The organism is Streptosporangium sp. NPDC005286, assembly GCF_040607515.1.
In the GTDB taxonomy this organism is placed as follows: domain Bacteria; phylum Actinomycetota; class Actinomycetes; order Streptosporangiales; family Streptosporangiaceae; genus Streptosporangium.
Window position 1 is genome coordinate 1 of sequence record NZ_JBEXGU010000159.1, and the last position, 21,187, is coordinate 21,187.

Consider the following 21,187-nt stretch of genomic DNA (forward strand, 5'->3'; position numbering starts at 1 on the left):
ACCGAGGAGAGCGGGGTCGCGAGGTACGAGCGGCCCCGGTCGACGAGGGAAGGAGCCGGGTAAGAGCGGCCGAACCGCGACGCGCCAGCGTCGCCAGAGGCAGGCCCGAACCGCGACGCGCAGCGTCGCCAGCAGTCCGTGATTGACTGGTTACGCTTTGCTTGCGATTGGCCGTCTCGCCCTCCTGATCTGGCTCGCTTCTGTAGCCTGAGTGCGAAATCGACGTGGAGGCAGCGCATGTTGAAGGAAACGGTCGACCCGGCCCACCCCGGGATCTCCTGGACCTGAACGCGCGCCCTTTGGAACCCTAGGGTGGCCGCTTTGCGTGGACTGCCGTGGTTTGCCAAGATCTATCTGATCCTTGTCATCGGAGCCGCCTTTGTGCTGCTCGGATACAGCGTGGCGGCGGACGGTCGCCTGGATCGGCTCGACTGGTCCAACCTCATGGTGCTTGCCCTGCTGTTCCTGGTGTGCGAGTCGGTGCCCACCCTGCTGAGCGTCAGGCAGGCGGCGGTGTCGGTCAGCTTCTCCGCCGTGCTCGCCGCGGTGGTGCTGCTCGGCCCCGAGGGAGCGGCGCTGGTCGGCATGACGGCCATGTTCAGCGTGCGGCCCGGCCTGCCGCTGGTGAAGCGGCTGTTCAACAGCGCCCAGTTCGCCATCTGCGGCTACGTCGCGGGCCGGGTCTACGTGGCGCTCGGTGGCAGAGCCGAGGTGCCCACCATCGCCGGATTCGACGAGATCATCGTGCCGTTCGCGGGCGCGGCGGCCGTCTTCGTGCCCCTCAACTTCGTCCTGATCGCGTTGGTGCTGGCGGTCACGGGCCAGGCCGATCAGGTGCCGCTGCGGGGCGTGGCCCAGTTCATGGTCTCCTACTTCGGTTACGCCACCTTCGGCCTGCTGATCGCGGGGCTGTGGGCCACGGTCAACTCGATCTCCGCGGTGCTCGTGCTGCTCCCGCTCTTCGTGGCCCGCTGGGCCTTCGGCCAGTACCTCGCGCAGCAGCGCTCCTACGACGCCACGATCGCCGCGCTCTGCCAGGCGGTGGAGACCAAGGACTACTACACGCGCGGCCACTGCACCCGCGTCTCCCTGGCCGCGGGAATGATCGCTGAGGAGATCGGCATGGGGTCCGAGCGGTTGCGTGCGATCCGCTACGCCGGGATGCTTCACGACGTGGGCAAGCTGGGCGTGCCGACCAAGGTGCTGCAGAAGGACGGCCCGCTCAGCGAGGAGGAGTTCGCGGCCATCCAGCTCCATCCGATGCGCGGGCTGGAGATCGTGCGCGGCATCGACTTCCTGGACGAGGCGTTCGCCGGGATCATGCACCATCACGAGCGGCAGGACGGCAAGGGCTACCCGATGGGGCTGGCGGGGGACGAGATCCCGGAGTTCGCCAGGATCATCGCGGTGGCCGACGCCTTCGACTCGATGACCTCGGACCGTTCCTACCGCAACGCCCGTCCGCGCGAGGTGGCCATGACCGAGCTGCGCAAGGGCGCCGGCACCCAGTTCGACCCGGTGATGGTCGTGGCGTTCATCAAGGCGGTCGACCGCGACGGCTGGGAGCCGCCGCGCACCGTCGTCACGCCCCCGGCCGACGTGGCGGAGACCACCACGAAGGACCACGACGACCCGACCATGCCCATTCAGGTGGTGTCCGAGCGATGAACGGCTCCGGCGCCAACCGGGCTTTCCAGGCGCTCGACTCGGGTCAGCTGCTGCTGATCTGCGCGGCGGGCCTGCTGGCGGTGGCCGGGGTGGCCCACACGGCCGCGACAGGGCTGCTCGATCCCCAGATCGCCGTCGCCTTCGGCGCGTTGATCGCGGCGGGGGAACTGGCCAGGCTGACCATGCCCGGCAACAGGGAGGTGGCGCCGATCGGCGCGGCGGCCGCGCTCGGTTACACGCTCCTGCTGGACATGGGTGGTGTTCCCACCCGGCACTCGGCGCTCCAGGTCGTCGCGGTGCTCTCGGTCGGCATGGTCGCCGGGGCGCTGCCGCACCTCGCGGTGGGTCGCCCACCCCGCCTGGACGCGATGGCGCGCAGGCTGCTCACCGGCGCCCTGCTCGCGCTGGCCTACCGGCCGCTGGCAGGCCCGCTGTTCGACCTGGCCAGGGGCGATGAGAGCGGCTGGTGGCCCGCGCTCGGAGTGATGGCCCTGTTCATCCTGCTCATGGTGGTGGCCGACGTGCTGCTGGCCGCCGCGCTCCGGGCCGAGCAGGTGCGTGCCGCCTTCAAGGTGGCCGTTCACGACGAGCTGTGGATGGCCGCGCCGTTGGGGGTCGCCGTCGCGGCCTCGGGCATCCTGCTCGCGCTCGCCTCGCACAGCATGGACATGGCCGCGCTGCTGGTCTTCGCGGCGCCGCTGCTGGTCACCCAGGTCGCCTTCCGCAAGTACGCCGGGATCAGGGCCACCTATCTACAGACCGTACGAGCGTTGTCGCGGGTCACCGAGGTCGGCGGCTATGTCGAGCCGGGGCATTCCCGCCGGGTGAGCCGCCTGGCGGTGGCGGTCGGGCGGGAGCTCGGCACGGCCGAGCCCGAGTTGCTGGAGCTCGAATACGCCGCGCTCATGCACGACATCGGTCAGCTGTCGCTGCGCGACCCGATTCCCGGCGGTGCCACGGTTCTCACCGACCCCGAGCAGGCGCGGCGCATCGCCGAGCTGGGCGCGGAGGTGATCAAGCAGACCGGGGTGCTGGACCGGGTGGCCGAGATCGTCCGTCGTCAGTGTGACACCTGCGCCGAGACGCCGCCCACGGCCAGCCGTATCATCAAGGCGGCCAACGCCTACGACGACCTCGTGGGTGGTTCCAGTGACCGCGATCGGGCAGGCGCCGCGCTGGAGCGTCTCCGTCTCGGCGCGGGCAAGGAGTACGATCCGACCGTCGTCGAGGCGATGGCCAGAGTGATCGACAGGCTGGCCCCGATCCATCGGCTTTAGGGTTCTCCTACAGTTGAACGCCGGTTCCCTGCGGTTTCCGCCCGCTCACACCTGCGGGGTTCCTACGGTTCGCGTTGCCGCGATCGGTGGTTTCGGGCGAACGGTTGCGCGGAATGCCCAGCCGTAGGGTGGAGCGGTCGAAAGGAACCCACCAACGTGTTCGAGTCCGTTCTGATCGCCGACCGTGGCGAAATCGCACGACGGATCATCCGCACGGTTCGGCACGTGGGGGTGCGTGCCGTCGCGGTGTACTTCGAGGCGGACGCCGACCTGCCGTTCGTCACCGAAGGAGCCGCCGGGCGAGGGGGCCGGGGCGACTCCGGGTACGCGTTGGGGAACACGGTCACGCCGTTCTACGATCCGCTCATGGCCAAGTTGTGCGGGTACGGGCGGACGCATGCCGAGGCGCGAGGCCGTGGCGGGCAACAACCGGCCGTTCTGCCTGGAGCTGCTGGAACGGCCGGAGTCCGTCGACGGAAAGTACGACACAGGACTGGTATCTCGCATGCGAGCGTGATCAGCTCTGTCTGGCACAGTTGAAGAACGTTGAACGATGGGAGTTTCCGGTGGCTGAGATCCGCGCTGAGATGGTGGCGAATGTCTGGAAGGTCCTCGTGGCCGAGGGGGACACCGTAGAGGACGGCGACACCCTGCTCATTCTTGAGTCGATGAAGATGGAGATCCCGGTCCTCACCGAGGACGACGGCGTGATCGCCAAGTTGCAGGTCGCCGAGGGCGATGTCATCCAGGAGGGCGACCTGATCGCCGTCATCGAGTAGTTCCGCCCCCGCTCCCGGGAGTGAGGCGCGCGAGGAAGCGCTCGCGGTCGACGACGACGCGCTCGATGGTTCCGCTCGCGACGACGGACTTCCGATCGCGGGCGGTGAAGCCGAAGACCAGGCGGCGGCCGTCGACCTCGGTGAGTTCGACGGCGACCTCGATGTGCGTGCCGACCGGGCTGGCCGCCAGGTGCTCCAGAGAGACCCGTGTGCCCACGGAGGTCTGGCCGGGGGCCAGAGCTCCAGCGACCGCCTGGAGGGTCGCCTGTTCCGCGAGAGCCAGCACGCGGGGGGTGGCCAGCACGGGGACGTCCCCGCTGCCGACCTTCGTCGCGGTGTCCTCCTTCTCCACCATGGTGAGAAGCCGTGCCTGCAGACCGGGAGCGAGCGTCATGCGCGCCAGCATAGGCTCTGGTCCCGTGACCCCGTACTGCGACCACTGCGGCCGCCCGGAGGGCGAGGCCGACCACGCCGGGTGCCGTGCCGCGCGCGTGATGGAGCCGCCCCGTTACTGTGCCCGCTGCCGCCGCCGGATGGTGGTGCAGGTGACCCCAGGCGGCTGGTCCGCGCGCTGCGCCGAGCACGGTGTGACAAGCGGCTGACGGCGAGTACCATGTGCCGGCTTTTTCACCCGAATGCGGTTCGGTGGAGATGGGTCGCTTTCGCCCCGGCTTACGTCTTATCTGCGTAGTCTTGTAGGGTTTTACGGACTTTGCTGGTGTGCTGTGGGTTGCCGTTGCGGTACCCGGGTCGGCTGTTTCGGGTATGACGCCCGAGTTGCCCCGGGCGCAAGGGCCTGCAAGGTGTACAAGTACGCCCAAAATTGCCGGGGTTTGTGCGATGCTACGGCACGCGTCTTGTTTGCGAGCCATACGGCATGCAGGGTTTCGTTACAGCGCCGTGATGGTGCCGCGATGCGAATCCGCTTTGTTGGAGAGCCCTGGCGTAGGAGTGGAGAGGGTTACGGGGGAGTAATGGTGGCCCAAGGCACGACGCTGGCGGGGCGGTATCGCCTGGATACCCGCATCGGCGCCGGCGGTATGGGCGAGGTGTGGAAGGGCGAGGACATGGTCCTGGCCCGCACCGTCGCCGTCAAGGTGCTGCTCCCGGGCCGTACCGACGATCCGGGCTTCCTGGTTCGCTTCCAGGGCGAGGCCAGGGCGATGGCGACGATCAACCATCCCGGGGTCGTCGACGTGTACGACTACGGGGTTCACGAGGTACCCGGCGCGGGGGCTACGGCGTACCTGGTGATGAAGTTCGTCGACGGCGAGCCGCTCGACCGCCTGCTCGGACGGCTGCGACGCATCGCCCCCGGGGCCGCGATGGACCTCATCTCCCAGGCGGCCTCGGCGCTGCAGGCGGTCCACGACCAGGGCATCGTCCACCGGGACATCAAGCCGGGCAACCTGCTGGTGCGCTCGGACGGCACCCTGGTGCTCACCGACTTCGGCATCGCCAGATCCGACACCGCCAGCCGGCTGACGGACGCGGGCATGGTGCTCGGCACCGCCGCCTACTGCGCGCCGGAGCAGGCGGAGGGCGCACCCGTCACGCCCGCCGTGGACATCTACGCGCTGGGCGTGGTGGCGTACGAGTGCCTGGCCGGGCAGCGCCCGTTCGACGGTGACACGCCGGTCACCATCGCGCTCAAGCACATCCGCGAGGCGCCGCCGCCGCTGCCGCCGGACGTCCCGCCCGCGATCCGGGCGCTTGTGGAGCGCTCCCTCGCCAAGGATCCGGCCCGGCGCTTCCCCAGTGCCGCCGCCATGAGCGCCGCCGCCAGGCAGGCGGCCTTCGGCGCGGAGGGTGCCACCGCGCTGTCGCCGCAGGCAGGAAACGTCCCGGAGACCGGATGGCAGGTGCAGGCACCCCAGCAGGGACAGACCGGCTGGCAGGGCCAGGGACCGGCCATGCCGCAGACGGGCGGCTGGCAGGACGCGGTGCAACACCCCACCACGTCGGCGCACGGGGTGGGACCGGCCACCGAGACGGTCTCGCAGCACCGCGGCCGCCGCGCCGCGCGGAAACAGGGGCGCAAGGGAGGGGTGATCGCGGCGTCGGTGGCGGCGGGCGCGATATGCGTCGGCCTCGTCACGGTGGCGATCAACGGGTTGGCGGCCTCAGGCTCGGCCCCTGACCCCGACCTCATGGGGGGGCAAACGGTGCCCACCGTCAGCGCGTCGCCGACGCCGCCGAGGAAGGGATCCCGCAAGCCGCCGTCCCCCACTCCCACGGTGACCCGCCTGACCCCGAACGATCGGCCCACGCCGACGGCGACCCAGGGGGACAAGCCGCCGTCTCCCACCGCGGAGGCCACGAAGACGCGGACCCCCACTCCTACTCCCACCGCCACTCCCACCCCGACCCTGCTGCCGAAGAAGAGTGTTCCTGCCGTCATCGGGATGACGCCGGAGGCGGCAGCCGCGACGCTCAAGCAGGCGGGCTTCACGTCGAAGCTCTCCTACAGCGCCGACGTCGATCGTTCGGGGTGTGTCGAGGTGGTCGAGTCCCGCCCCGGCGCGGGAACGATGTGGAGCCCTTCCAAGCCGGTGGAGATCATCGCCGTCAACGTCGACTGCCCGCCCACGCCCACCCCGACGCCCACCCCGACCCCCAAGCTCTAGGCAGGCAAGGTAACGGCGGCTGTCCCGCGGGGACCTTCTCCCCCTTCGGGGGCGGGCGGTGCCTCGCCGCGTCGTCGGCCACCGCGGCACGCCGCGGCTCCCTCCTCCGCCTCGCGAGGCACCAGCCGGCCGATCCCCGTTACGGCGAGATCCGCCGGGCAGGGCCTAGATGCCCGTGGTCTGGCGGGGGTAGGCCACCGAGGGGTCGGTGGCGATGTTGACCATGTAGGGCACACCGGAGTCGAACGCGCGGCGCAGGGCCGGGCCGATCTGCGAGGGGTCGGTGACGAGCTCACCGCCACCGCCGAGGGCGGTCACCACCTGGTCGTAGCGGCACTGCGGCTGGAGGTCCGCGGCCACGTCGTAGCCGTAGAGCATCTGCATGGGGTGCTTCTCCAGGCCCCACATACCGTTGTTGCCGCAGATCATCACGACCGGCAGGCGGTGCCGCACGAGCGTGTCGACGTCCATCAGCGAGAAGCCGGCCGCACCGTCGCCGAGCAGCAGCACTACCTGCGAGGAGGGACGGGCCACCCTGGCGGCGATGGCGTAACCCAGGCCCGTGCCCAGGCAGCCGTACGGGCCCGGGTCGAGCCAGTTTCCCGGCTGCTTCGGCTCGACGTACTTGCCCGCGTACGAGACGAAGTCACCGCCGTCGCCGATCACCACGGCGTCGTCGGCGAGGAGCTTGCCCAGCTCGCCGTAGATCCGCATCGGGTGGATCGGGTCGGCCGCGGACTCGAGCAGGGCGGCGTCGGCGGCGATGGCGGCCGAGGCCGCCTCGGAGAGCCGGGTCACCCAGGGCGCGTAGGCCTTGGGGGACACGCCCGCTTCGGCGCAGGCCGTGCCAAGCCCCCAGAACAGCAGCGAGAGGTCACCGGCTGCGGTGCCCGCGGGCTCCATGTGCGTGGTCAGCTGCGACGGCGCGTCGGCCAGGTGCACGACCTTGGCGAGCGGGGTGCCGTCCTTGCCGCCGAACCAGCCGTAGCCGAGGCGGAAGTCGATCGGGGTGCCGGCCACGATCACCAGGTCGGCCTGGGAGAACGCCGTTCCCCTGGCCCGGGTGACCAGCAGTTCGTGGCCGGCGGGCAGGATGCCGCGGCCTTGGCCGTTGGGGATGACCGGCAGGCGGTATTCCTCGGCGAAGCTCCTGGCGACCTCCTCGGCGCGGTCCATCCACACGTCGGAGCCGAGCACCAGCACCGGGCGCTGGGCCTCGGCGATCAGGCGGGCGATCGCGGCCAGCGCGTCGGGGTCGGGCTCCAGCGGCGACGGGGTCAGCGTCTCGGGGGCCTCTTCGAGCGCAGGCGCGGCCGAGAAGAGGTGGTCCATGTGGAAGTCGAGGAAGACGGGGCCGCGGTGCGGGGCGAGGGCGGTGCGGAAGGCCATCTCCACGTCCTGCGCGACGGAGTCGGCGCCCGAGCCGGTGAAGGCCAGCTTGGTGATCGGTGCGAACAGCGGCGGGTGGTCGATCTCCTGCAGCGCGCCCGAACCCCACCGGGACTGGGGGGCACGGCCTCCCATGACCACGACGGGCGAGCCGTTGAAGTGCGCGGTGGCCACTCCGCTGACGCCGTTGGTGATGCCGGGGCCTGCGGTGAGCACAGCCAGCCCGGGTTTACGGGTGAGCCGCGCGGTCGCCTCGGCGGCGAAGACCGCGCTCTGCTCGTGGCGGACGTCCAGGATGGGCATCCCCTCGTGGACCGCGCCGTCGTAGAGCGGGAAGACATGTCCACCGGACAGGGTGAACATGGTCTCGATGCCGTATGCCTTGGAGATGGCGACCGCGATGTCACCTGCGTGCTTCGGAGACTCCATATCGCGCAACCTACCAGTCAGTCACTTAGCCGAACAGGGATTGTTCTCCCTGCCCAGATCCCCTCGCCTAATGCGGGCAGCACATATGGCATCCGGCTGGAGATAAGGGATAGGCATTCGTCGGCGGGAGGCTCAGAGAGTGTCGGAGAGCGCCTTGATGGGCATCTTCAGGTCCGTCAGCAGGCCGAGGTCGGCCTCGGCCGAGCGGCCCAGGGTGGTCAGGTAGTTCCCCACGATGATCGCGTTGATGCCGCCGAGCATGCCATCGCGGGTGCCCAGGTCGCCCAGGGTCAGCTCGCGACCGCCCGCGTAGCGCAGGATCGTGCGGGGCAGCGCGAGCCTGAAAGTGGCGATCGTCCGGAGCGCCTCGGACCCCTCCAGCAGCGGGAAGGACTCGAAGGGCGTGCCGGGGCGCGGGTTGAGGAAGTTCAGCGGGACCTCGTCGGGCGCCAGCTCGCCCAGCTGCCCGGCGAACTCGGCCCGCTGCTCCCGCGTCTCGCCCATGCCCACGATGCCGCCGCAGCACAGTTCCATGCCGGCTTCGCGCACCATCAGGCAGGTGTCCCAGCGCTCCTCCCAGGTGTGGGTGGTGACGACCTTCCCGAAGTGCGACCTCGCGGTCTCCAGGTTGTGGTTGTAGCGGTGCACGCCCATCTCGGCCAGCTCGTCGACCTGTGCCTGGGTGAGCATGCCCAGCGAGCACGCGACGTTGATGTCGACCGCCTCGCGGATCGCCTTCACGCCCTGGCGGACCTGGTCCATCAGGCGCTGGTCGGGTCCCCGTACGGCGGCCACGATGCAGAACTCGGTCGCCCCGGTCGCGGCGGTCTCCCTGGCGGCCTCGACCAGAGAGGGGATGTCCAGCCAGAGGGAGCGGACCGGGGAGGAGAACTGCCCCGACTGCGAGCAGAAGTGGCAGTCCTCGGGGCAGCCGCCGGTCTTGAGGGAGACGATCCCCTCGACCTCCACCTCGGGACCACACCACTTCATCCGCACCTCGTGGGCCAGGGCCAGCAGCTCGGCCAGGCGGTCGTCCGGCAGTTCCAGGCAGCGCAGGGCCTGCGCGGCGTCGAGACCACGGCCTTCCTCCAGCACCTGCGTCCTGGCGATCTCAAGGATGTCGCTCATCAAATACCTCCAGCGTGGAGATCCCGGGTGCGGCCCCGGGAAGGGGCGGGATTCCCGGCTTCCACCGGGGAGGACGTCGAGCGGTTCGGATCCGCGGTCGTGGCTACGGGGAAAGCCTAAGGGTGGTGCGGAAGGCGGCGGGGTCGAAACCACCGCCCAGCGCCGACCCCAGCCCGGAGTGGGCGGCGCGGGCGAAGGCGTCGCGCTCCAGCAGCCCGGCGCCCTCGGGAAGGGCGCCCGCCAGCGGCCGGGCGGCCAGCATCTCCAGATCCGCGACGTTGCTCCGCTCGGCGAGACCGGGCGCGGCCGGCCAGGAGCCGATCACCACCCCGGCCGGCTCCAGCCCTCGGTGGGCCATCGCCTCCAGCGTCAGCGCGGTGTGGTTGAGCGTGCCTAGCCCGGCCCTGGTCACCAGGAGCACCGGCGCCGAGAGCGCCCTGGCCAGGTCGGCCAGGGTCGCGCCCTCCTCGTCGAAGCGGACGAGGAGCCCGCCCGCCCCCTCGACGATCACCAGCCGGTGTGAGTCGGCCAGCTCGCCGACCCGGTCCGCCACCCGGGCGAGGGAGACCGGCGGCAGACCGGCCAGGCGCGCCGCCGCCGCGGGGGACAGCGCGGCGGGGTACCTGGCCGACTCGAAGGTCGTCCGTACCCCGGACAGCCGGATGACGTCGTCCACGTCGCCGGGTTCGGTGTCCGACACCCCGGTCTGCGCGGGTTTCACCACGGCCACGGAGGAGCCCCGCTCCCTGGCGAGCGAGGCCACCGCCGCGGTGACGACGGTCTTTCCCACCCCGGTGTCGGTCCCGGTGACCACGAGAATGCTCACTCGTCCCAGCTTAGGTGGGTCAGGGGCGGCGCAGGCGGGTGACGAACTTGTAGCGGTCGCCCCGGTACAGGGACTGGGCCCACTCGACCGGGTTGCCGTCCGCGTCGAAGGCGTGCCTGGTGAGCAGGAGCAGCGGCAGGCCCGCGTCGACGCCGAGCACCTGCGCGTCGTACGGGGTGGCCAGCACGGTCTCGATGATCTCCTCGGCGTCGGTCAGTCGCACGTTGTACGCGTTGTACAGCGTCTCGTACAGCGAGGAGTGCATCTCCAGCTCCCGTCGCAGGCGGGGGAAACGCCGGGCCGACAGGTGGGTGGTGTCGATCGACATCGGCTCGCCGCTGGCCAGGCGTAGCCGGTGGATGCGCAGCACGCGGCCGCCGGCGTTGATGGCCAGGCGGCGGGCCAGTTGCTCGTCGGCGGTGACGTAGCTGATGTCAAGGATCTTGGTGTCGGGTTCGAGGCCGACGGTCCGCAGATCCCCGGTGTAGGAGGTCAGCTGGAGGACCTGGGCGACCTTGGGCTGTGCGACGAACGTCCCCTTGCCCTGGATGCGCACCAGGCGACCCTCGACCACGAGCTCGGACAGGGCCTGGCGCACCGTGGTGCGCGACGTCTCGAAGCGGACCGCGAGGGCTCGCTCGGGGGGCAGGGCGCTGCCCGCGGGCAGGCTCTTGGTGAGGGTGAGCAGGCTGCGCTTGACGTCGTAGTACTTCGGGATTCTCGGGGAGTCGTCGCTCACATGGTCACCTTCATCTCGGCCACGGCGGTGAGTGCACCCCTGATCACCGCTAGATCGTCGGAACTCAGATTGGCCCGTGCCGTCAACCGCAGGCAAGAGCGGCCGACCGGCACCGAGGGCGGCCGGAAGCATCCGGCGCGCACCCCGTGTTCCGCACAGATGAGGGCGGCCCGAAGTGCGATCTCGGGTGGGCCGAGCACGACGGGGACGACCGCACCCGCCGGATCGCCGCTCTCCAGGCCGAGATCGCGGGCCATAGCGGCCAGCTTCCTCGCCATGGTTCGCACGCGTCCGGGCAGTTCGGGCTGATGGTGAAGGATATCGACAGCGGCGAGTGCCGCGGCCACGCTGCCGGGTGCCAGCCCGGTGTCGAAGATGAACGGCCGGCCCGTGTCCACAAGGGTTTGGATGACCTCGGGCGCGCCCAGTACGGCTCCGCCCTGGGCCCCCAAGGACTTGGACAGTGTGATCGTTCTCACAATGCCCGGTTCGTCCGCCAGCCCCGCGGCGTGCACAGCGCCCTGTCCGCGCGGCCCGATGACCCCGATCGCGTGGGCCTCGTCGACGACCAGCAGCGCACCCTGCCGCACCGTCGCCGCGTGCAGCTCCGCGAGCGGGGCCAGATCGCCGTCCACGGAGAAGACCGCGTCCGTGACCACGATCGCGTGCTCCTCGTCCCGGCAGGCCAGCGCCCTCTCCACGGCGGCGACGTCCCGGTGCGGGGTGACCACGACCCGCGAGCGCGACAGCCGGCAGGCGTCCACTATCGACGCGTGGTTGCCCGCCTCGGAGACCACCAGGGCGCCCCTGCCCAGAGCCGCGACGGCGGCCAGGTTGGCCAGGTAGCCGGAGGAGAACACCAGGGCGCCCTCCGCGCCGGTGAAGGCGCACAGTCGTGCCTCCAGGCGCGCGTGCAGGGCCGTGGAGCCGGTGACCAGGCGGGAACCCGTGGAGCCGGTACCCCAGGTGCGTGTCGCCGCCACGGCCGCCTCGGCCAGCCGCTCGTCCCTGGCCAGGCCGAGGTAGTCGTTGGAGGCCAGGTCGACGAGGCCGTCGTCGTCCGGTGTGCGGGCGCGTAGGGTCCGCCGCAGCCCCGCGGCGTCCCTCGTGGCCGCCGCCGTACGGAACCGGGCCAGCGGATCAGGGATCTGCTCCATAAGCGGCATCTTTTCAGCAGGACTCACCCGATTCGCGTTCGGGCCTGGAAAGAACGCATGATGCACGAGTGCCGACTCTAAGCGACCTGGCGGTCCGTCACACCGCGCTCGACGATGCGGACCTTGAGTGGATGCACTCGCTGGTCTCCGACTGGCAGCTCCTCGCGGACCTGTCCTTTGCCGACCTGATCTTGTGGATCCCGCTGAAGGACGGCTCCGGCTGGGTCGCGATCGCGCAGATGCGGCCCACCACCGGGCCGACCGTCTATCACGACGACATCGTGGGCATGATCGCGGCGAAGGGCGAACGGCCGCTGCTGGAGACCGCCTGGAACGAGCGGCGTATCTGCCGCGAGGGCGATCCGGACTGGTCGAGCGGGGTGCCGGTGCGCGAGGAGACCATTCCCGTGCGGCGGGCCGACCACTTCCTGGGCGTCATCCAGCGCTCGACGAACCTGTCCTCCGCGCGGACCCCCTCCAGGCTGGAGCTGACGTACCTGCAGAGCGCCTCCGACCTGGCCCAGATGGTGGCCGAGGGCCGCTTCCCGTTCTCCGGTGCGGAGCCGATCCTGGTCCGCTCCCCGCGGGTGGGCGACGGGCTGCTCCGGCTCGACCGGGCGGGCCGTGTCACGTACGCCTCGCCGAACGCGCTGTCGGCCTACCGGCGGCTGGGCCTCACCGCCGACCTGGTCGGTGCGGAGCTGGGCCGTACGACCGCCACGCTCTGTTACTCCGACGAGCCCATCAACGAGAACCTGATGATCGTCGCGAGCGGGCGAGAGCCCAGGGAGACGGAGGTGGAGTCGGGCGGCACCGTGGTGCAGCTGCGGGCGATCCCGCTGATCGTCGGTGGCGGAAGGATCGGCGCTCTGGTGCTCATCAGGGATGTGACCGAGCTGCGCCGCCGTGAGCGAGAGCTGATGACCAAGGACGCCACCATCAGGGAGATCCACCACCGGGTGAAGAACAACCTGCAGACGGTGGCCGCGCTGCTGCGGCTCCAGGCCAGGCGGCTGCGGCTGCCGGAGGGCAGGGAGGCGCTGGAGGAGGCGGTACGCAGGGTCGGGTCGATCGCGATCGTGCACGAGACGCTCTCCCACACGCCCGAGGAGCAGGTGGACTTCGACGACATCGCCGACAGGGTGATCGCGATGACGGGAGAGGTCGCGGCCCCGGAGACGCAGGTCGTGCCGCGCCGGGTGGGGAGCTTCGGGGTGCTGCGCTCGGAGATCGCGACGCCGCTGGCGATGGTCCTCACGGAGTTGCTGCAGAACGCTGTCCAGCACGGGCTGGCGCAGCGTCAGGGTAAGCTCCAAGTGATCGTGTCGCGCGGGGCCGAGCGGTTGGACGTGATCGTGTCCGACAACGGCAGCGGGCTGCCAGAGGACTTCGACCTGGACCAGACCACCAGTCTGGGGTTGCAGATCGTACGGACCCTGGTGGTGGGCGAGTTGTCCGGGCGGCTGGCCATCGAACCGCGACAGGGCGGCGGCACCGAGGTGAGCCTGAGCATCCCCCTCCCCGCGGCCTGAGCGGCGGGGCAGGGAAACCGCGTCAGATCGAAACCTCACAGCGAGGCCGCATCGCCGACCGGACCAAGGAGCGGAACATCCTTACCGCAACGCGTGGCGTCGCCGTTGACGCAACGCGAAACGGAACGAACGAAGAGGTAGGAAACCAGGTCAGAGCGCTTCACCACAACGCGCAGTCTCCCATCAACCCGTGATGCCACGCCGGTGACCGGTCAGATGCCACCTTGGGGACGTGCCCATGCCCTACCCCGAGGCCGCGCCGGCGACTGGACTGAGGAGTGCCATGAGGCCGCGCCGGGGACTGGACTGAGGAGTGAAGGAGCGAAGCGGATGAACGACGAGGGAAGAAGCCGGGTCTGAGCGGCCGAACCGCGACGCGCCAGCGTCGCCATCGGCACGCGGCCGAACCGCGACGCGTTGGCGTCGCAGTTAAACGCTACTGCGGGCGCGGGCTCGGGCCGTACGGCGCTTGAAGGCGCGTCGCTCGTCCTCGCTCAGGCCGCCCCAGACACCGGCGTCCTGCCCGGACTCCAGCGCCCACTTCAGGCATGCTTCACTGATAGTGCAAGTACGGCAGACCTGCTTCGCTTCTTCGATCTGCATCAGGGCGGGGCCGGTGTTGCCGATCGGGAAGAACAGCTCGGGGTCCACGTCACGGCAGGCAGCTCGGTGGCGCCAGTCCATGCGTCCACTCCTTAGTAAAGAGGAGCCCTTACGCGCTCCAACGGCTCACTTTGTGAAGAGTTTCACTAACCAGCGCGAACAACTCCCCGATCCGTGGTTCGGCTCGGGGCACGTCCGCTTGATCGCCGATGGCCTGGGAGCGGGGTGCCGCTCAAAGGTCCTACGTTCCGACGTCAATCTCGAGATTGTCAGCCACGCTCAGTACACGCAAGAGGTTTGGGAGAAGGTTTTGCCTGAAATGGATGTCGGATGCGTCACACAATGACGGGATGTAACGGGTTAGACCAAGACTCGTAACGCGTTAGGGATAGAGCGGAACGTTATCCTCTCAACCTCCCCCAGGTAGTCCCCGTCCAGCTGAAACGCCACGGGCCGCCCGGCACTCAGCGTGAACTCTCTCTCGTCGTGGAGTTGCACCAGATGACGGCCGATGGGCAGAGTGTCGCGGGCGCCGATGATCTGAGGTATCAGCTGGAGCATGCTCGGCAGGCCCAGGCGCTGCAGGCCCAGCAGGTCAAGGCCGGTCTCGAAGCTCGCCCACGGGGTCGGTGAGACCGGCCGCGGGCCGATGTACGTCCAGGGTGAGGTATTGGAGACGACGGCCATGTAGACGCCGCCGGTCGGCGGCACCTCCGGCCCCTCGACGGTCATCGAGGGGTGACGCTTGTCCGTCGACAGGTAGTGGTGTAACGCGGTGTTCACATAGCGCGCGGGCGTGGCCTTGCGGCCGGTGCCCCTTATCCCCTCGACCGCCCTGACCACCTCGGCGTCGTACCCCAGGCCACTACAGAACGTGAAATATCTAGTCTGGTCATCCCAGATCGCCTGACCGAGGCCGACGATCCGCTGCCGGCCGTCACGGATCGCCTCCAGGATCGCCCCCACCGCCTCGACCGGACTGTTCGGCAGGCCGAGGGCCCTGGCGAAGACGTTGGCGCTGCCGCCGGGAATGGCCAGCAGCGCCGGCCGGTCGACCGAACTGCCCTCGTCGCCGCCCTTTCCGTCCACCGGGTCGAGCAGCCCGTTCACTGCCTCGTTGATGGTGCCGTCACCGCCCAGTACGGCCAGCACGTCGTAACCGGAGGCGTGGGCCTTGCGGGAGAGCTGTGTCGCGTGTCCCCGGTAGCCGGTCTCCTCGACGGTCAGGTTCATCGTCGCGCTCAGCGCCCTGATGAGCACATCCCTGGTCCGCTGGTTGGTCGTCGTCGCCTTCGGATTCACCAGGAGCATCGCGCGCATAATCTCAGCGTATCCGCCGGAACCCAGACTTCCGTCGAAACCCGACCTTCCGTCAAGACCTGAGCCGAGGCGGCAAAGAACGGTGTGGCGCCCCCCGGCGATAGGGTTGACACCGTGTCGAACCGTCCGATGACCCTCACCGTCGCCGCCGCCGTCATGGCGGTGGAAGGCGCCACCGCTCTGCTCCTCGGCGGCTACGTCGGCGTGGAGACCATGATCGGCCGGCCGTCCGACCTGATGACCTCGATCGCCGTCGCGGTGTCCGGGATCATCATCGGCGCGGCCCTGCTCTGGGTCGGATGGGGCATGATCCTCACCGAGCGGTGGGCCCGGAGTCCGGGCGTGCTGACGCAGATCTTCGCCATCCCGATCTCGGTCACGCTGATCCAGTCCGACCAACTGGTGATCGGCATCTCGCTGATCACCCTGGTGGTGATCGGACTGGTCACGCTACTGTCTCCGCCGACGACGCACGCCCTCTACGGGGACCAGGACTAGGCACGTGCCCACCGGGGCCGGTCAGACGGGGCCTCGCCGCGTTGTCACAGGTCACCGCGGCACACCGCGGCTCCCTCCGCCCCTTATACGAGGCACCACCTGACCGACCCTCGCAGGCAGGCCCTAGTCGTCCACGGTCAGGCCCTCGCGGAGCTGGGCGAGTGTCCTGGCGAGCAGCCGGGACACGTGCATCTGCGAGATGCCGAGCTCGGTGGCGATCTGGGACTGTGTCATGTTGCCGAAGAAACGCAGCAACAGGATTCGCTTCTCGCGCGGAGGCAGCCGCTCCAGCAGGGGCTTGAGCGACTCGCGGTACTCGACGCCCTCCAGGGAGTCGTCCACGATGCCGAGGGAATCGGCCACCGCCGGCGCGTCGTCGTCGCCGGAGTCGGGCGCGTCGAGGGAGACCGTGGAGTAGGCGTTGGCCGACTCCAGCCCTTCGAGCACCTCCTCCTCGCTCATCTTCAGGAACGTGGCCAGCTCGGCCACGGTCGGCGCGCGTCCCTCCCGCTGGGAGAGCTCACTGATCGCCTTGGTGAGCGAGAGCTTCAGCTCCTGCAGCCGGCGCGGCACACGGACCGCCCAGCCCTTGTCACGGAAGTGACGTTTGATCTCGCCGACGATCGTCGGGGTGGCGTAGGTGGAGAACTCCACGCCGCGGCCGAGATCGAAACGGTCGATCGACTTGATCAGACCGATGGTCGCGACCTGTGTGAGGTCGTCCAGCCACTCGCCCCGGTTGCGGAACCGGCGGGCGAGATATTCGACGAGGGGCAGGTGGAGCTCGACGAGCTCGTCACGGATGCGCTGGCGCCGGGGGTCGTCGGAGGTCAACTCCACCAGCTCTGCGAAGAGCAGGCGCGCACGCACCCGGTCGGGCACCGCGTGGTCGCTGGCGGCCATGGCACGAGTCCTTTCCGTCACGCCGGCCTCGCCGCGCCTCGGCGCTTGCGGAGGACGATCGCCATACGGTCGGGGGAGTCGGTTACGGCATCCACATCATCAGCCAGGGCGGTGAGCACCATCCACGCGAAATCGTCGCGCTTCGGGGGGGTGCTTCCCACCGTGCTGACCTCGACCCGCACCTTCATCAACTGCCCGGTGAGTTCGAACTCGGCGGTCAGATCGGTGCCGGGGACGGCCTGGGTCAGCAGCATCGCACACGCCTCATCGACCGCGATCCGTAGATCCTCGATCTCGTCCAGCGTGAAGTCCAGCCGTACGGCAAGTGCGGCTGTCGCCGTACGCAGCACGGACAGATAAGCACTCGTTGCCGGCAGCCGGACGCTCACCACGTCACGGATCCCGCCCATGCCGACCGCGGGCGCCTCGGTGTGTTCGGTCACGTTCCTCCTCGCAGAGTCGCTGACTGCAACCTACAGCCCTGAGACGGTGGTTGGCCCATTTGGACTCGCGATCGGGGCGATTTGACTGTATTGATTACGAAGCTAGCGCGTGTCCTGCCTATGGCGACGCTGCGCGTCGCGGTTCGGCCGCTCTTACCCGGCTCCTTCCCTCGTCGACCGGGGCCGCTCGTTCCTCGCGAGTTGCCGGCGACGCTGGCGCGTCGCGGTTCGGCCGCTGGGATCCGGCTCCTTCCCTCGTCGACCGAGGCCGCTCGTTCCTCGCGACCCCGCTCTCCTCGGTCCAGTCCCCGGCGCGGCCTCACGGCCCCGCTCTCCTCGGTCCAGTCCCCGGCGCGGCCTCACGGGTAGTCCATCAAGGGGGAGCATGGGGCACGTTCCCAGGATGTTTTCCGGGGCGGGTTGACGGCACGTCTGCGCGGAGGTTCCTGGGGCTCTCCGGTCCGGATCAAGGGGTGTCCGGGAACTCCTTGATCCGGATTGCCGGCGCTTCCTCACGGGTTTGTTGGCGACGCTGGCGCGTCGCGGTGAGGCCGCTCTTATCCGGCTCCTTCCCTCGTCGAGGGAGGTCGCTCGTTCCTCGCGACCTCGCTCTCCTCGGTCCAGTCGCCGGCGCGGCCTCACGACCCCGCTCTCCTCAGTCCGGTCGCCGGCGCTTCCTCACGGGTTGGTCGTGAGGATTTTAGGCAGCCTTGGTCTCCCAGAAGATCTTGGAGATCTCGTCGATCTTGCCCAGCAGCTCGTCGGCCTTGGCGACGTCGACGGTGCCCTTGCCGCCGGCCGCGCCCGCGAGCTTGGTGGCCTCCCAGAACAGCTGGTGCAGCTGCGGGTAGGTCTCCAGGTGCGGGGGCTTGAAGTAGTCGGTCCACAGCACCCACAGGTGGTGCTTGACCAGCTCGGCCCGCTCCTCCTTGATGGTGAGCGCACGGGAGCGGAACACCGGGTCCTCGTTTCCGGCGTACTTCTCCATGATGGCCTTGACGGACTCGGCCTCAATGCGGGCCTGGGCCGGGTCGTAAACGCCGCAGGGCAGGTCGCAGTGCGCCGACGCGATGTGCCTGGGGCGCAGAAGTCGTGCGAGCATCGGAAATCCTTCCTTGATGCCATGTTCAGAATGGTCCGGTTAACGACCTTACTCGTCTCTGAATGCCCGTGTGGGAGGGGGTTACGCTCGATGAGAGTACGTGTCGTGGGGGACTCGATGCTGCCCGCGCTGCGGTCCGGTGACTGGCTCTGGGTACGGCGTGGAGCGGTGGTGAGGCCCGGGGATCTGGTCGTCGCCCGGCTGCCGTCCGACCCCGCCGTGCTCATCGTCAAACGTGCGGTCTGGGAGGCGGACGGCGGCTGGTGGCTGGAGAGCGACAACCAGCGCGCTTCCGGCAGGCGCGACAGTTGGGACTTCGGCGCGCTGCCTCCGTCGTCGATCGTCGGCCGGGTGGTGCTGCGCTACTGGCCGACCTTCTGGCGGGCCCGGTAGGCGGCGACGTTGGCACGGCTGGCGCACCGCTCCGAGCAGTACCGGCGCGATCGGTTGGAGGAGGTGTCGAGGTAGGCCCTGCGGCAGGGCGGCGCCTGGCAGAGGCCGAGCCGGTCGACGCCGAGATCGGTGATCATGGTGGCGAGTCCCATCACCGCTCCCACGGCGTACTGGTCGGCCATCCGGCCACCCTCGGTGAGGTGCAGATGCCAGCGCTCGCCGTCGTGCCCGGAGATCTGTGGCTGGACCGGATGGTGGATCAGCAGCGAGTTGAGCCGGTCGACCACCGCCTCCTCGTCGCCCGCCTCGGCGGTCTCGAACACGATCATCAGCTCTTCGCGCAGGTCGCGCAGGGCCTCCAGGTCGCTTCTGGTGATGCGGCAGCCGGGCCGGTAGCGACCGCCCTCTTCCAGGAGCGCGCGCAGCCCTTCGAGACCGGTCAGCCGGTCGGGGCTGTTGATCAGTAGTACGGCCAGCTCCGCGTAGGAGGTCAGGTCCATCTGGGGATCCGTCAATGTAAGAGGTGGCATGGACTTCGAGTATTACACGGTGTGGTGAGGTTAACACCGGGACGACGAAAGTATGGGTACCCGCCCGTGGTGACAGTCTCAACATGTGGCACAATCGAGCGACGGGTGACCCCCGAACCCTCCAGGCGACCGTGCTCAGTGAAGTAGGCCCCGAGCGGCTACAGAAGCCGGGGACAGGCTTCCCGCGGCCGTCTCAGAAGGAACTATCCGTCTGCCTGACTGAACTACAGGGGTCGCTGTGGCCACCATGCCATCTTCCATCTCTCTCGAAGCCCTCGAAGCCCTGGATCTGGATCCGGCCTTCGCCCTGCACCGCGGGGGCAAGCTGGAGGTCCGCTCCACGGTCCCGGTCCGCAACGCCGACGACCTGGCACTCGCCTACACACCTGGCGTGGCCAGAGTCTGCAGCGCGATCGCCGAGAAGCCCGAGCTCGCCAAGGACTACACCTGGATCTCCAACGTGGTCGCCGTCGTCTCCGACGGCACCGCGGTGCTCGGTCTCGGAGACATCGGGCCTGCCGCCGCCATGCCGGTCATGGAGGGCAAGGCCCTGCTGTTCAAGCAGTTCGCGAATGTCGACGCGGTGCCCATCTGCCTGGACTGCACCGACGTGGACGAACTGGTCGAGACGGTCGTCCGGCTCGCCCCCTCCTTCGGGGGGATCAACCTCGAGGACATCAGCGCCCCCCGCTGTTTCGAGGTCGAGGCGCGCCTCCGCGAGATCCTCGACATCCCCGTCTTCCACGACGACCAGCACGGCACCGCGATCGTCGCGCTGGCCGCGCTGAAGAACGCGGCGCGGCTGACCGGTCGCTCGCTGGGCGATCTGCGGGCCGTGGTCGCCGGTGCCGGTGCCTCCGGGATCGCGGTCAGCCGGATCCTGCTCAACGCGGGCATCGGTGACATCGCGGTGGCCGACTCCAAGGGCGTCATCCACCAGGGCCGCGACGGGCTCAACCCGGTGAAGGAGGCCCTGGCCCGCGACAGCAACAGGGCCGACCTGCACGGTTCCACCGAGCAGGCGCTGGCCGGGGCCGACGTGTTCATCGGACTGTCCGGCTCGACGGTCTCGGAGGAGGCCATCGCGTCGATGGCCTCCGGTTCGATCGTCTTCGCGCTGTCCAACCCGACGCCCGAGGTGCGGCCGGAGATCGCGCGCAAGTACGCGCAGGTGGTCGCGACCGGCCGTTCCGACTTCCCCAACCAGATCAACAACGTGCTGGCCTTCCCCGGCGTCTTCCGCGGGGCGCTCGACGTCCGCGCCACCACGATCACCGAGAACATGAAGGTCGCCGCCGCCGAGGCGCTGGCCGGGGTGGTCAAGGACGACGATCTGTCGGCCGACTACGTGATCCCCAGCCCGTTCGACGAGCGCGTCGCCCCGGCGGTCATCGCCGCCGTCTCCGAGCAGGCCCGTGCCGACGGGGTCGCCCGCCTCTAGATCGCGACAGCCCAGGCGGCACGGCAGGCGAACTCGCCACCCGGCCGAAGTACGATCACGCCCACCAGGCACACGACCGAACGCCCCTCGCCCGACCGGCGGGGGGCGTTCCTGGTCTCCAGGGACGTCGGTATCCGTCGCGCGTCGTGTTACGGAAAGTACCTGTGCTCACCGGGCCGGTACGCGCGTACGAGCGGATCACGCACGCTGTCGGCCTGCCCGGCCTTGGAAAGGAGCGGGAGCGGCGCTGCCGGCCAGGACTCGCTCCCACGTCACGGCCCTGCGGCGGAGGCCGGGTTCTTCACCTCGCGGGGGGAAACGGGGCGAGGAGCCTTCACCGGTGAGAATCCGGTGGGAATGGCCGAAGGGGCCCGGCTGGTGCCGGACCCCTTCGGGTGAAGCT

At 69.5% G+C, this 21,187-nt stretch carries 21 protein-coding genes and 1 pseudogene; 10 read left to right on the forward strand and 12 right to left on the reverse strand.

Annotation, left to right across the window (positions count from 1 at the left end):
* Nucleotides 1–312 precede the first annotated feature (312 nt).
* The 4 genes and pseudogenes from ABZU75_RS37025 to ABZU75_RS37040 all read left to right on the forward strand — a co-directional run bounded on the left by ABZU75_RS37025 (nucleotide 313) and on the right by ABZU75_RS37040 (nucleotide 3,724).
* A complete protein-coding gene (locus tag ABZU75_RS37025; protein ID WP_355564960.1) occupies nucleotides 313–1,668 on the forward strand; it encodes an HD-GYP domain-containing protein in 1,356 nt (451 codons plus the stop codon).
* Nucleotides 1,665–2,945, forward strand: coding sequence for an HD domain-containing phosphohydrolase (locus ABZU75_RS37030; RefSeq protein ID WP_350959587.1), 1,281 nt, complete (start codon nucleotides 1,665–1,667; stop codon nucleotides 2,943–2,945). Before ABZU75_RS37025 ends, ABZU75_RS37030 begins: the two co-directional genes overlap by 4 nt.
* A 156-nt stretch (nucleotides 2,946–3,101) precedes the next feature.
* Nucleotides 3,102–3,221: pseudogene (locus tag ABZU75_RS37035) on the forward strand (biotin carboxylase N-terminal domain-containing protein); the annotation flags it as partial.
* Between the two features lie 290 nt (nucleotides 3,222–3,511).
* On the forward strand, nucleotides 3,512–3,724 hold the full coding sequence (locus ABZU75_RS37040) for a biotin/lipoyl-binding carrier protein (RefSeq protein ID WP_157594786.1): 213 nt from the start codon (nucleotides 3,512–3,514) through the stop codon (nucleotides 3,722–3,724).
* On the opposite strand, the gene ABZU75_RS37045 is transcribed toward ABZU75_RS37040, so the two are convergent.
* On the reverse strand, nucleotides 3,714–4,118 hold the full coding sequence (locus ABZU75_RS37045) for a hotdog domain-containing protein (protein ID WP_355564965.1): 405 nt from the start codon (nucleotides 4,116–4,118) through the stop codon (nucleotides 3,714–3,716). The genes ABZU75_RS37040 and ABZU75_RS37045 overlap by 11 nt on opposite strands.
* On the opposite strand from ABZU75_RS37045, the gene ABZU75_RS37050 reads away from it, so the two are divergent.
* Together ABZU75_RS37050 and ABZU75_RS37055 are read left to right on the forward strand one after the other, a co-directional pair.
* Entirely contained in the window at nucleotides 4,117–4,326 is a 210-nt protein-coding gene (locus ABZU75_RS37050; RefSeq protein WP_343969275.1) for a hypothetical protein, read from the forward strand. The genes ABZU75_RS37045 and ABZU75_RS37050 overlap by 2 nt on opposite strands.
* Nucleotides 4,327–4,698: 372 nt before the next feature.
* Nucleotides 4,699–6,351 (forward strand): protein kinase, encoded by a 1,653-nt coding sequence (locus ABZU75_RS37055; RefSeq protein WP_355564969.1) that lies wholly within the window; start codon nucleotides 4,699–4,701, stop codon nucleotides 6,349–6,351.
* A gap of 165 nt (nucleotides 6,352–6,516) precedes the next feature.
* Here ABZU75_RS37055 and ABZU75_RS37060 read toward each other — a convergent pair whose 3' ends face one another.
* The 5 genes from ABZU75_RS37060 to ABZU75_RS37080 all read right to left on the reverse strand — a co-directional run bounded on the left by ABZU75_RS37060 (nucleotide 6,517) and on the right by ABZU75_RS37080 (nucleotide 12,019).
* Nucleotides 6,517–8,169: an acetolactate synthase gene (locus tag ABZU75_RS37060; protein ID WP_350959579.1), complete on the reverse strand. Its 1,653-nt coding sequence runs from the start codon at nucleotides 8,167–8,169 to the stop codon at nucleotides 6,517–6,519.
* Nucleotides 8,170–8,301: 132 nt separating this feature from the next.
* Nucleotides 8,302–9,297: a biotin synthase BioB gene (bioB, locus tag ABZU75_RS37065; RefSeq protein ID WP_355564973.1), complete on the reverse strand. Its 996-nt coding sequence runs from the start codon at nucleotides 9,295–9,297 to the stop codon at nucleotides 8,302–8,304.
* A 103-nt stretch (nucleotides 9,298–9,400) separates the two neighbouring features.
* Nucleotides 9,401–10,123 carry a dethiobiotin synthase gene (bioD, locus tag ABZU75_RS37070; protein ID WP_355564976.1) on the reverse strand — a complete coding sequence of 241 codons (723 nt, stop codon included), beginning with the start codon at nucleotides 10,121–10,123 and terminating at the stop codon, nucleotides 9,401–9,403.
* Nucleotides 10,124–10,142: 19 nt separating this feature from the next.
* On the reverse strand, nucleotides 10,143–10,862 hold the full coding sequence (locus tag ABZU75_RS37075; RefSeq protein WP_030924850.1) for a GntR family transcriptional regulator: 720 nt from the start codon (nucleotides 10,860–10,862) through the stop codon (nucleotides 10,143–10,145).
* A complete protein-coding gene (locus tag ABZU75_RS37080; RefSeq protein WP_355564981.1) occupies nucleotides 10,859–12,019 on the reverse strand; it encodes an 8-amino-7-oxononanoate synthase in 1,161 nt (386 codons plus the stop codon). Before ABZU75_RS37080 ends, ABZU75_RS37075 begins: the two co-directional genes overlap by 4 nt.
* 68 nt (nucleotides 12,020–12,087) lie before the next feature.
* On the opposite strand from ABZU75_RS37080, the gene ABZU75_RS37085 reads away from it, so the two are divergent.
* On the forward strand, nucleotides 12,088–13,551 hold the full coding sequence (locus ABZU75_RS37085; RefSeq protein ID WP_350914278.1) for a PAS domain-containing sensor histidine kinase: 1,464 nt from the start codon (nucleotides 12,088–12,090) through the stop codon (nucleotides 13,549–13,551).
* 429 nt (nucleotides 13,552–13,980) lie between these two features.
* Here ABZU75_RS37085 and ABZU75_RS37090 read toward each other — a convergent pair whose 3' ends face one another.
* Both ABZU75_RS37090 and ABZU75_RS37095 read right to left on the reverse strand, forming a co-directional pair.
* A complete protein-coding gene (locus ABZU75_RS37090) occupies nucleotides 13,981–14,235 on the reverse strand; it encodes a WhiB family transcriptional regulator (protein WP_030924840.1) in 255 nt (84 codons plus the stop codon).
* A 279-nt stretch (nucleotides 14,236–14,514) separates the two neighbouring features.
* Complete coding sequence (locus tag ABZU75_RS37095; protein WP_355564986.1) at nucleotides 14,515–15,474, reverse strand: diacylglycerol kinase family protein; 960 nt, start codon at nucleotides 15,472–15,474, stop codon at nucleotides 14,515–14,517.
* Between the two features lie 114 nt (nucleotides 15,475–15,588).
* Between ABZU75_RS37095 and ABZU75_RS37100 the strand changes: the two genes are divergently transcribed.
* Nucleotides 15,589–15,972, forward strand: coding sequence for a hypothetical protein (locus ABZU75_RS37100; RefSeq protein ID WP_355564989.1), 384 nt, complete (start codon nucleotides 15,589–15,591; stop codon nucleotides 15,970–15,972).
* A 123-nt stretch (nucleotides 15,973–16,095) separates the two neighbouring features.
* Here ABZU75_RS37100 and ABZU75_RS37105 read toward each other — a convergent pair whose 3' ends face one another.
* The 3 genes from ABZU75_RS37105 to sodN form a co-directional block, all read right to left on the reverse strand.
* Nucleotides 16,096–16,896, reverse strand: a complete 801-nt coding sequence (locus tag ABZU75_RS37105; RefSeq protein WP_030924834.1) for an RNA polymerase sigma factor SigF — start codon at nucleotides 16,894–16,896, stop codon at nucleotides 16,096–16,098.
* Nucleotides 16,893–17,285, reverse strand: coding sequence for an anti-sigma factor (locus ABZU75_RS37110; RefSeq protein WP_037972535.1), 393 nt, complete (start codon nucleotides 17,283–17,285; stop codon nucleotides 16,893–16,895). Before ABZU75_RS37110 ends, ABZU75_RS37105 begins: the two co-directional genes overlap by 4 nt.
* 733 nt (nucleotides 17,286–18,018) lie before the next feature.
* The gene (sodN, locus tag ABZU75_RS37115) at nucleotides 18,019–18,420 is read right to left on the reverse strand and encodes a superoxide dismutase, Ni (protein ID WP_355564993.1); all 402 of its coding nucleotides are present in this window, start codon (nucleotides 18,418–18,420) and stop codon (nucleotides 18,019–18,021) included.
* Between the two features lie 90 nt (nucleotides 18,421–18,510).
* Between sodN and ABZU75_RS37120 the strand changes: the two genes are divergently transcribed.
* Nucleotides 18,511–18,813 carry a S24 family peptidase gene (locus tag ABZU75_RS37120; protein WP_355564996.1) on the forward strand — a complete coding sequence of 101 codons (303 nt, stop codon included), beginning with the start codon at nucleotides 18,511–18,513 and terminating at the stop codon, nucleotides 18,811–18,813.
* Here ABZU75_RS37120 and ABZU75_RS37125 read toward each other — a convergent pair.
* A complete protein-coding gene (locus tag ABZU75_RS37125; RefSeq protein WP_343969233.1) occupies nucleotides 18,783–19,313 on the reverse strand; it encodes a CGNR zinc finger domain-containing protein in 531 nt (176 codons plus the stop codon). The two genes, ABZU75_RS37120 and ABZU75_RS37125, sit on opposite strands and share 31 nt — an antisense overlap.
* 277 nt (nucleotides 19,314–19,590) lie before the next feature.
* Between ABZU75_RS37125 and ABZU75_RS37130 the strand changes: the two genes are divergently transcribed.
* Complete coding sequence (locus ABZU75_RS37130) at nucleotides 19,591–20,784, forward strand: NADP-dependent malic enzyme (RefSeq protein ID WP_355564999.1); 1,194 nt, start codon at nucleotides 19,591–19,593, stop codon at nucleotides 20,782–20,784.
* Nucleotides 20,785–21,187 lie beyond the last annotated feature (403 nt).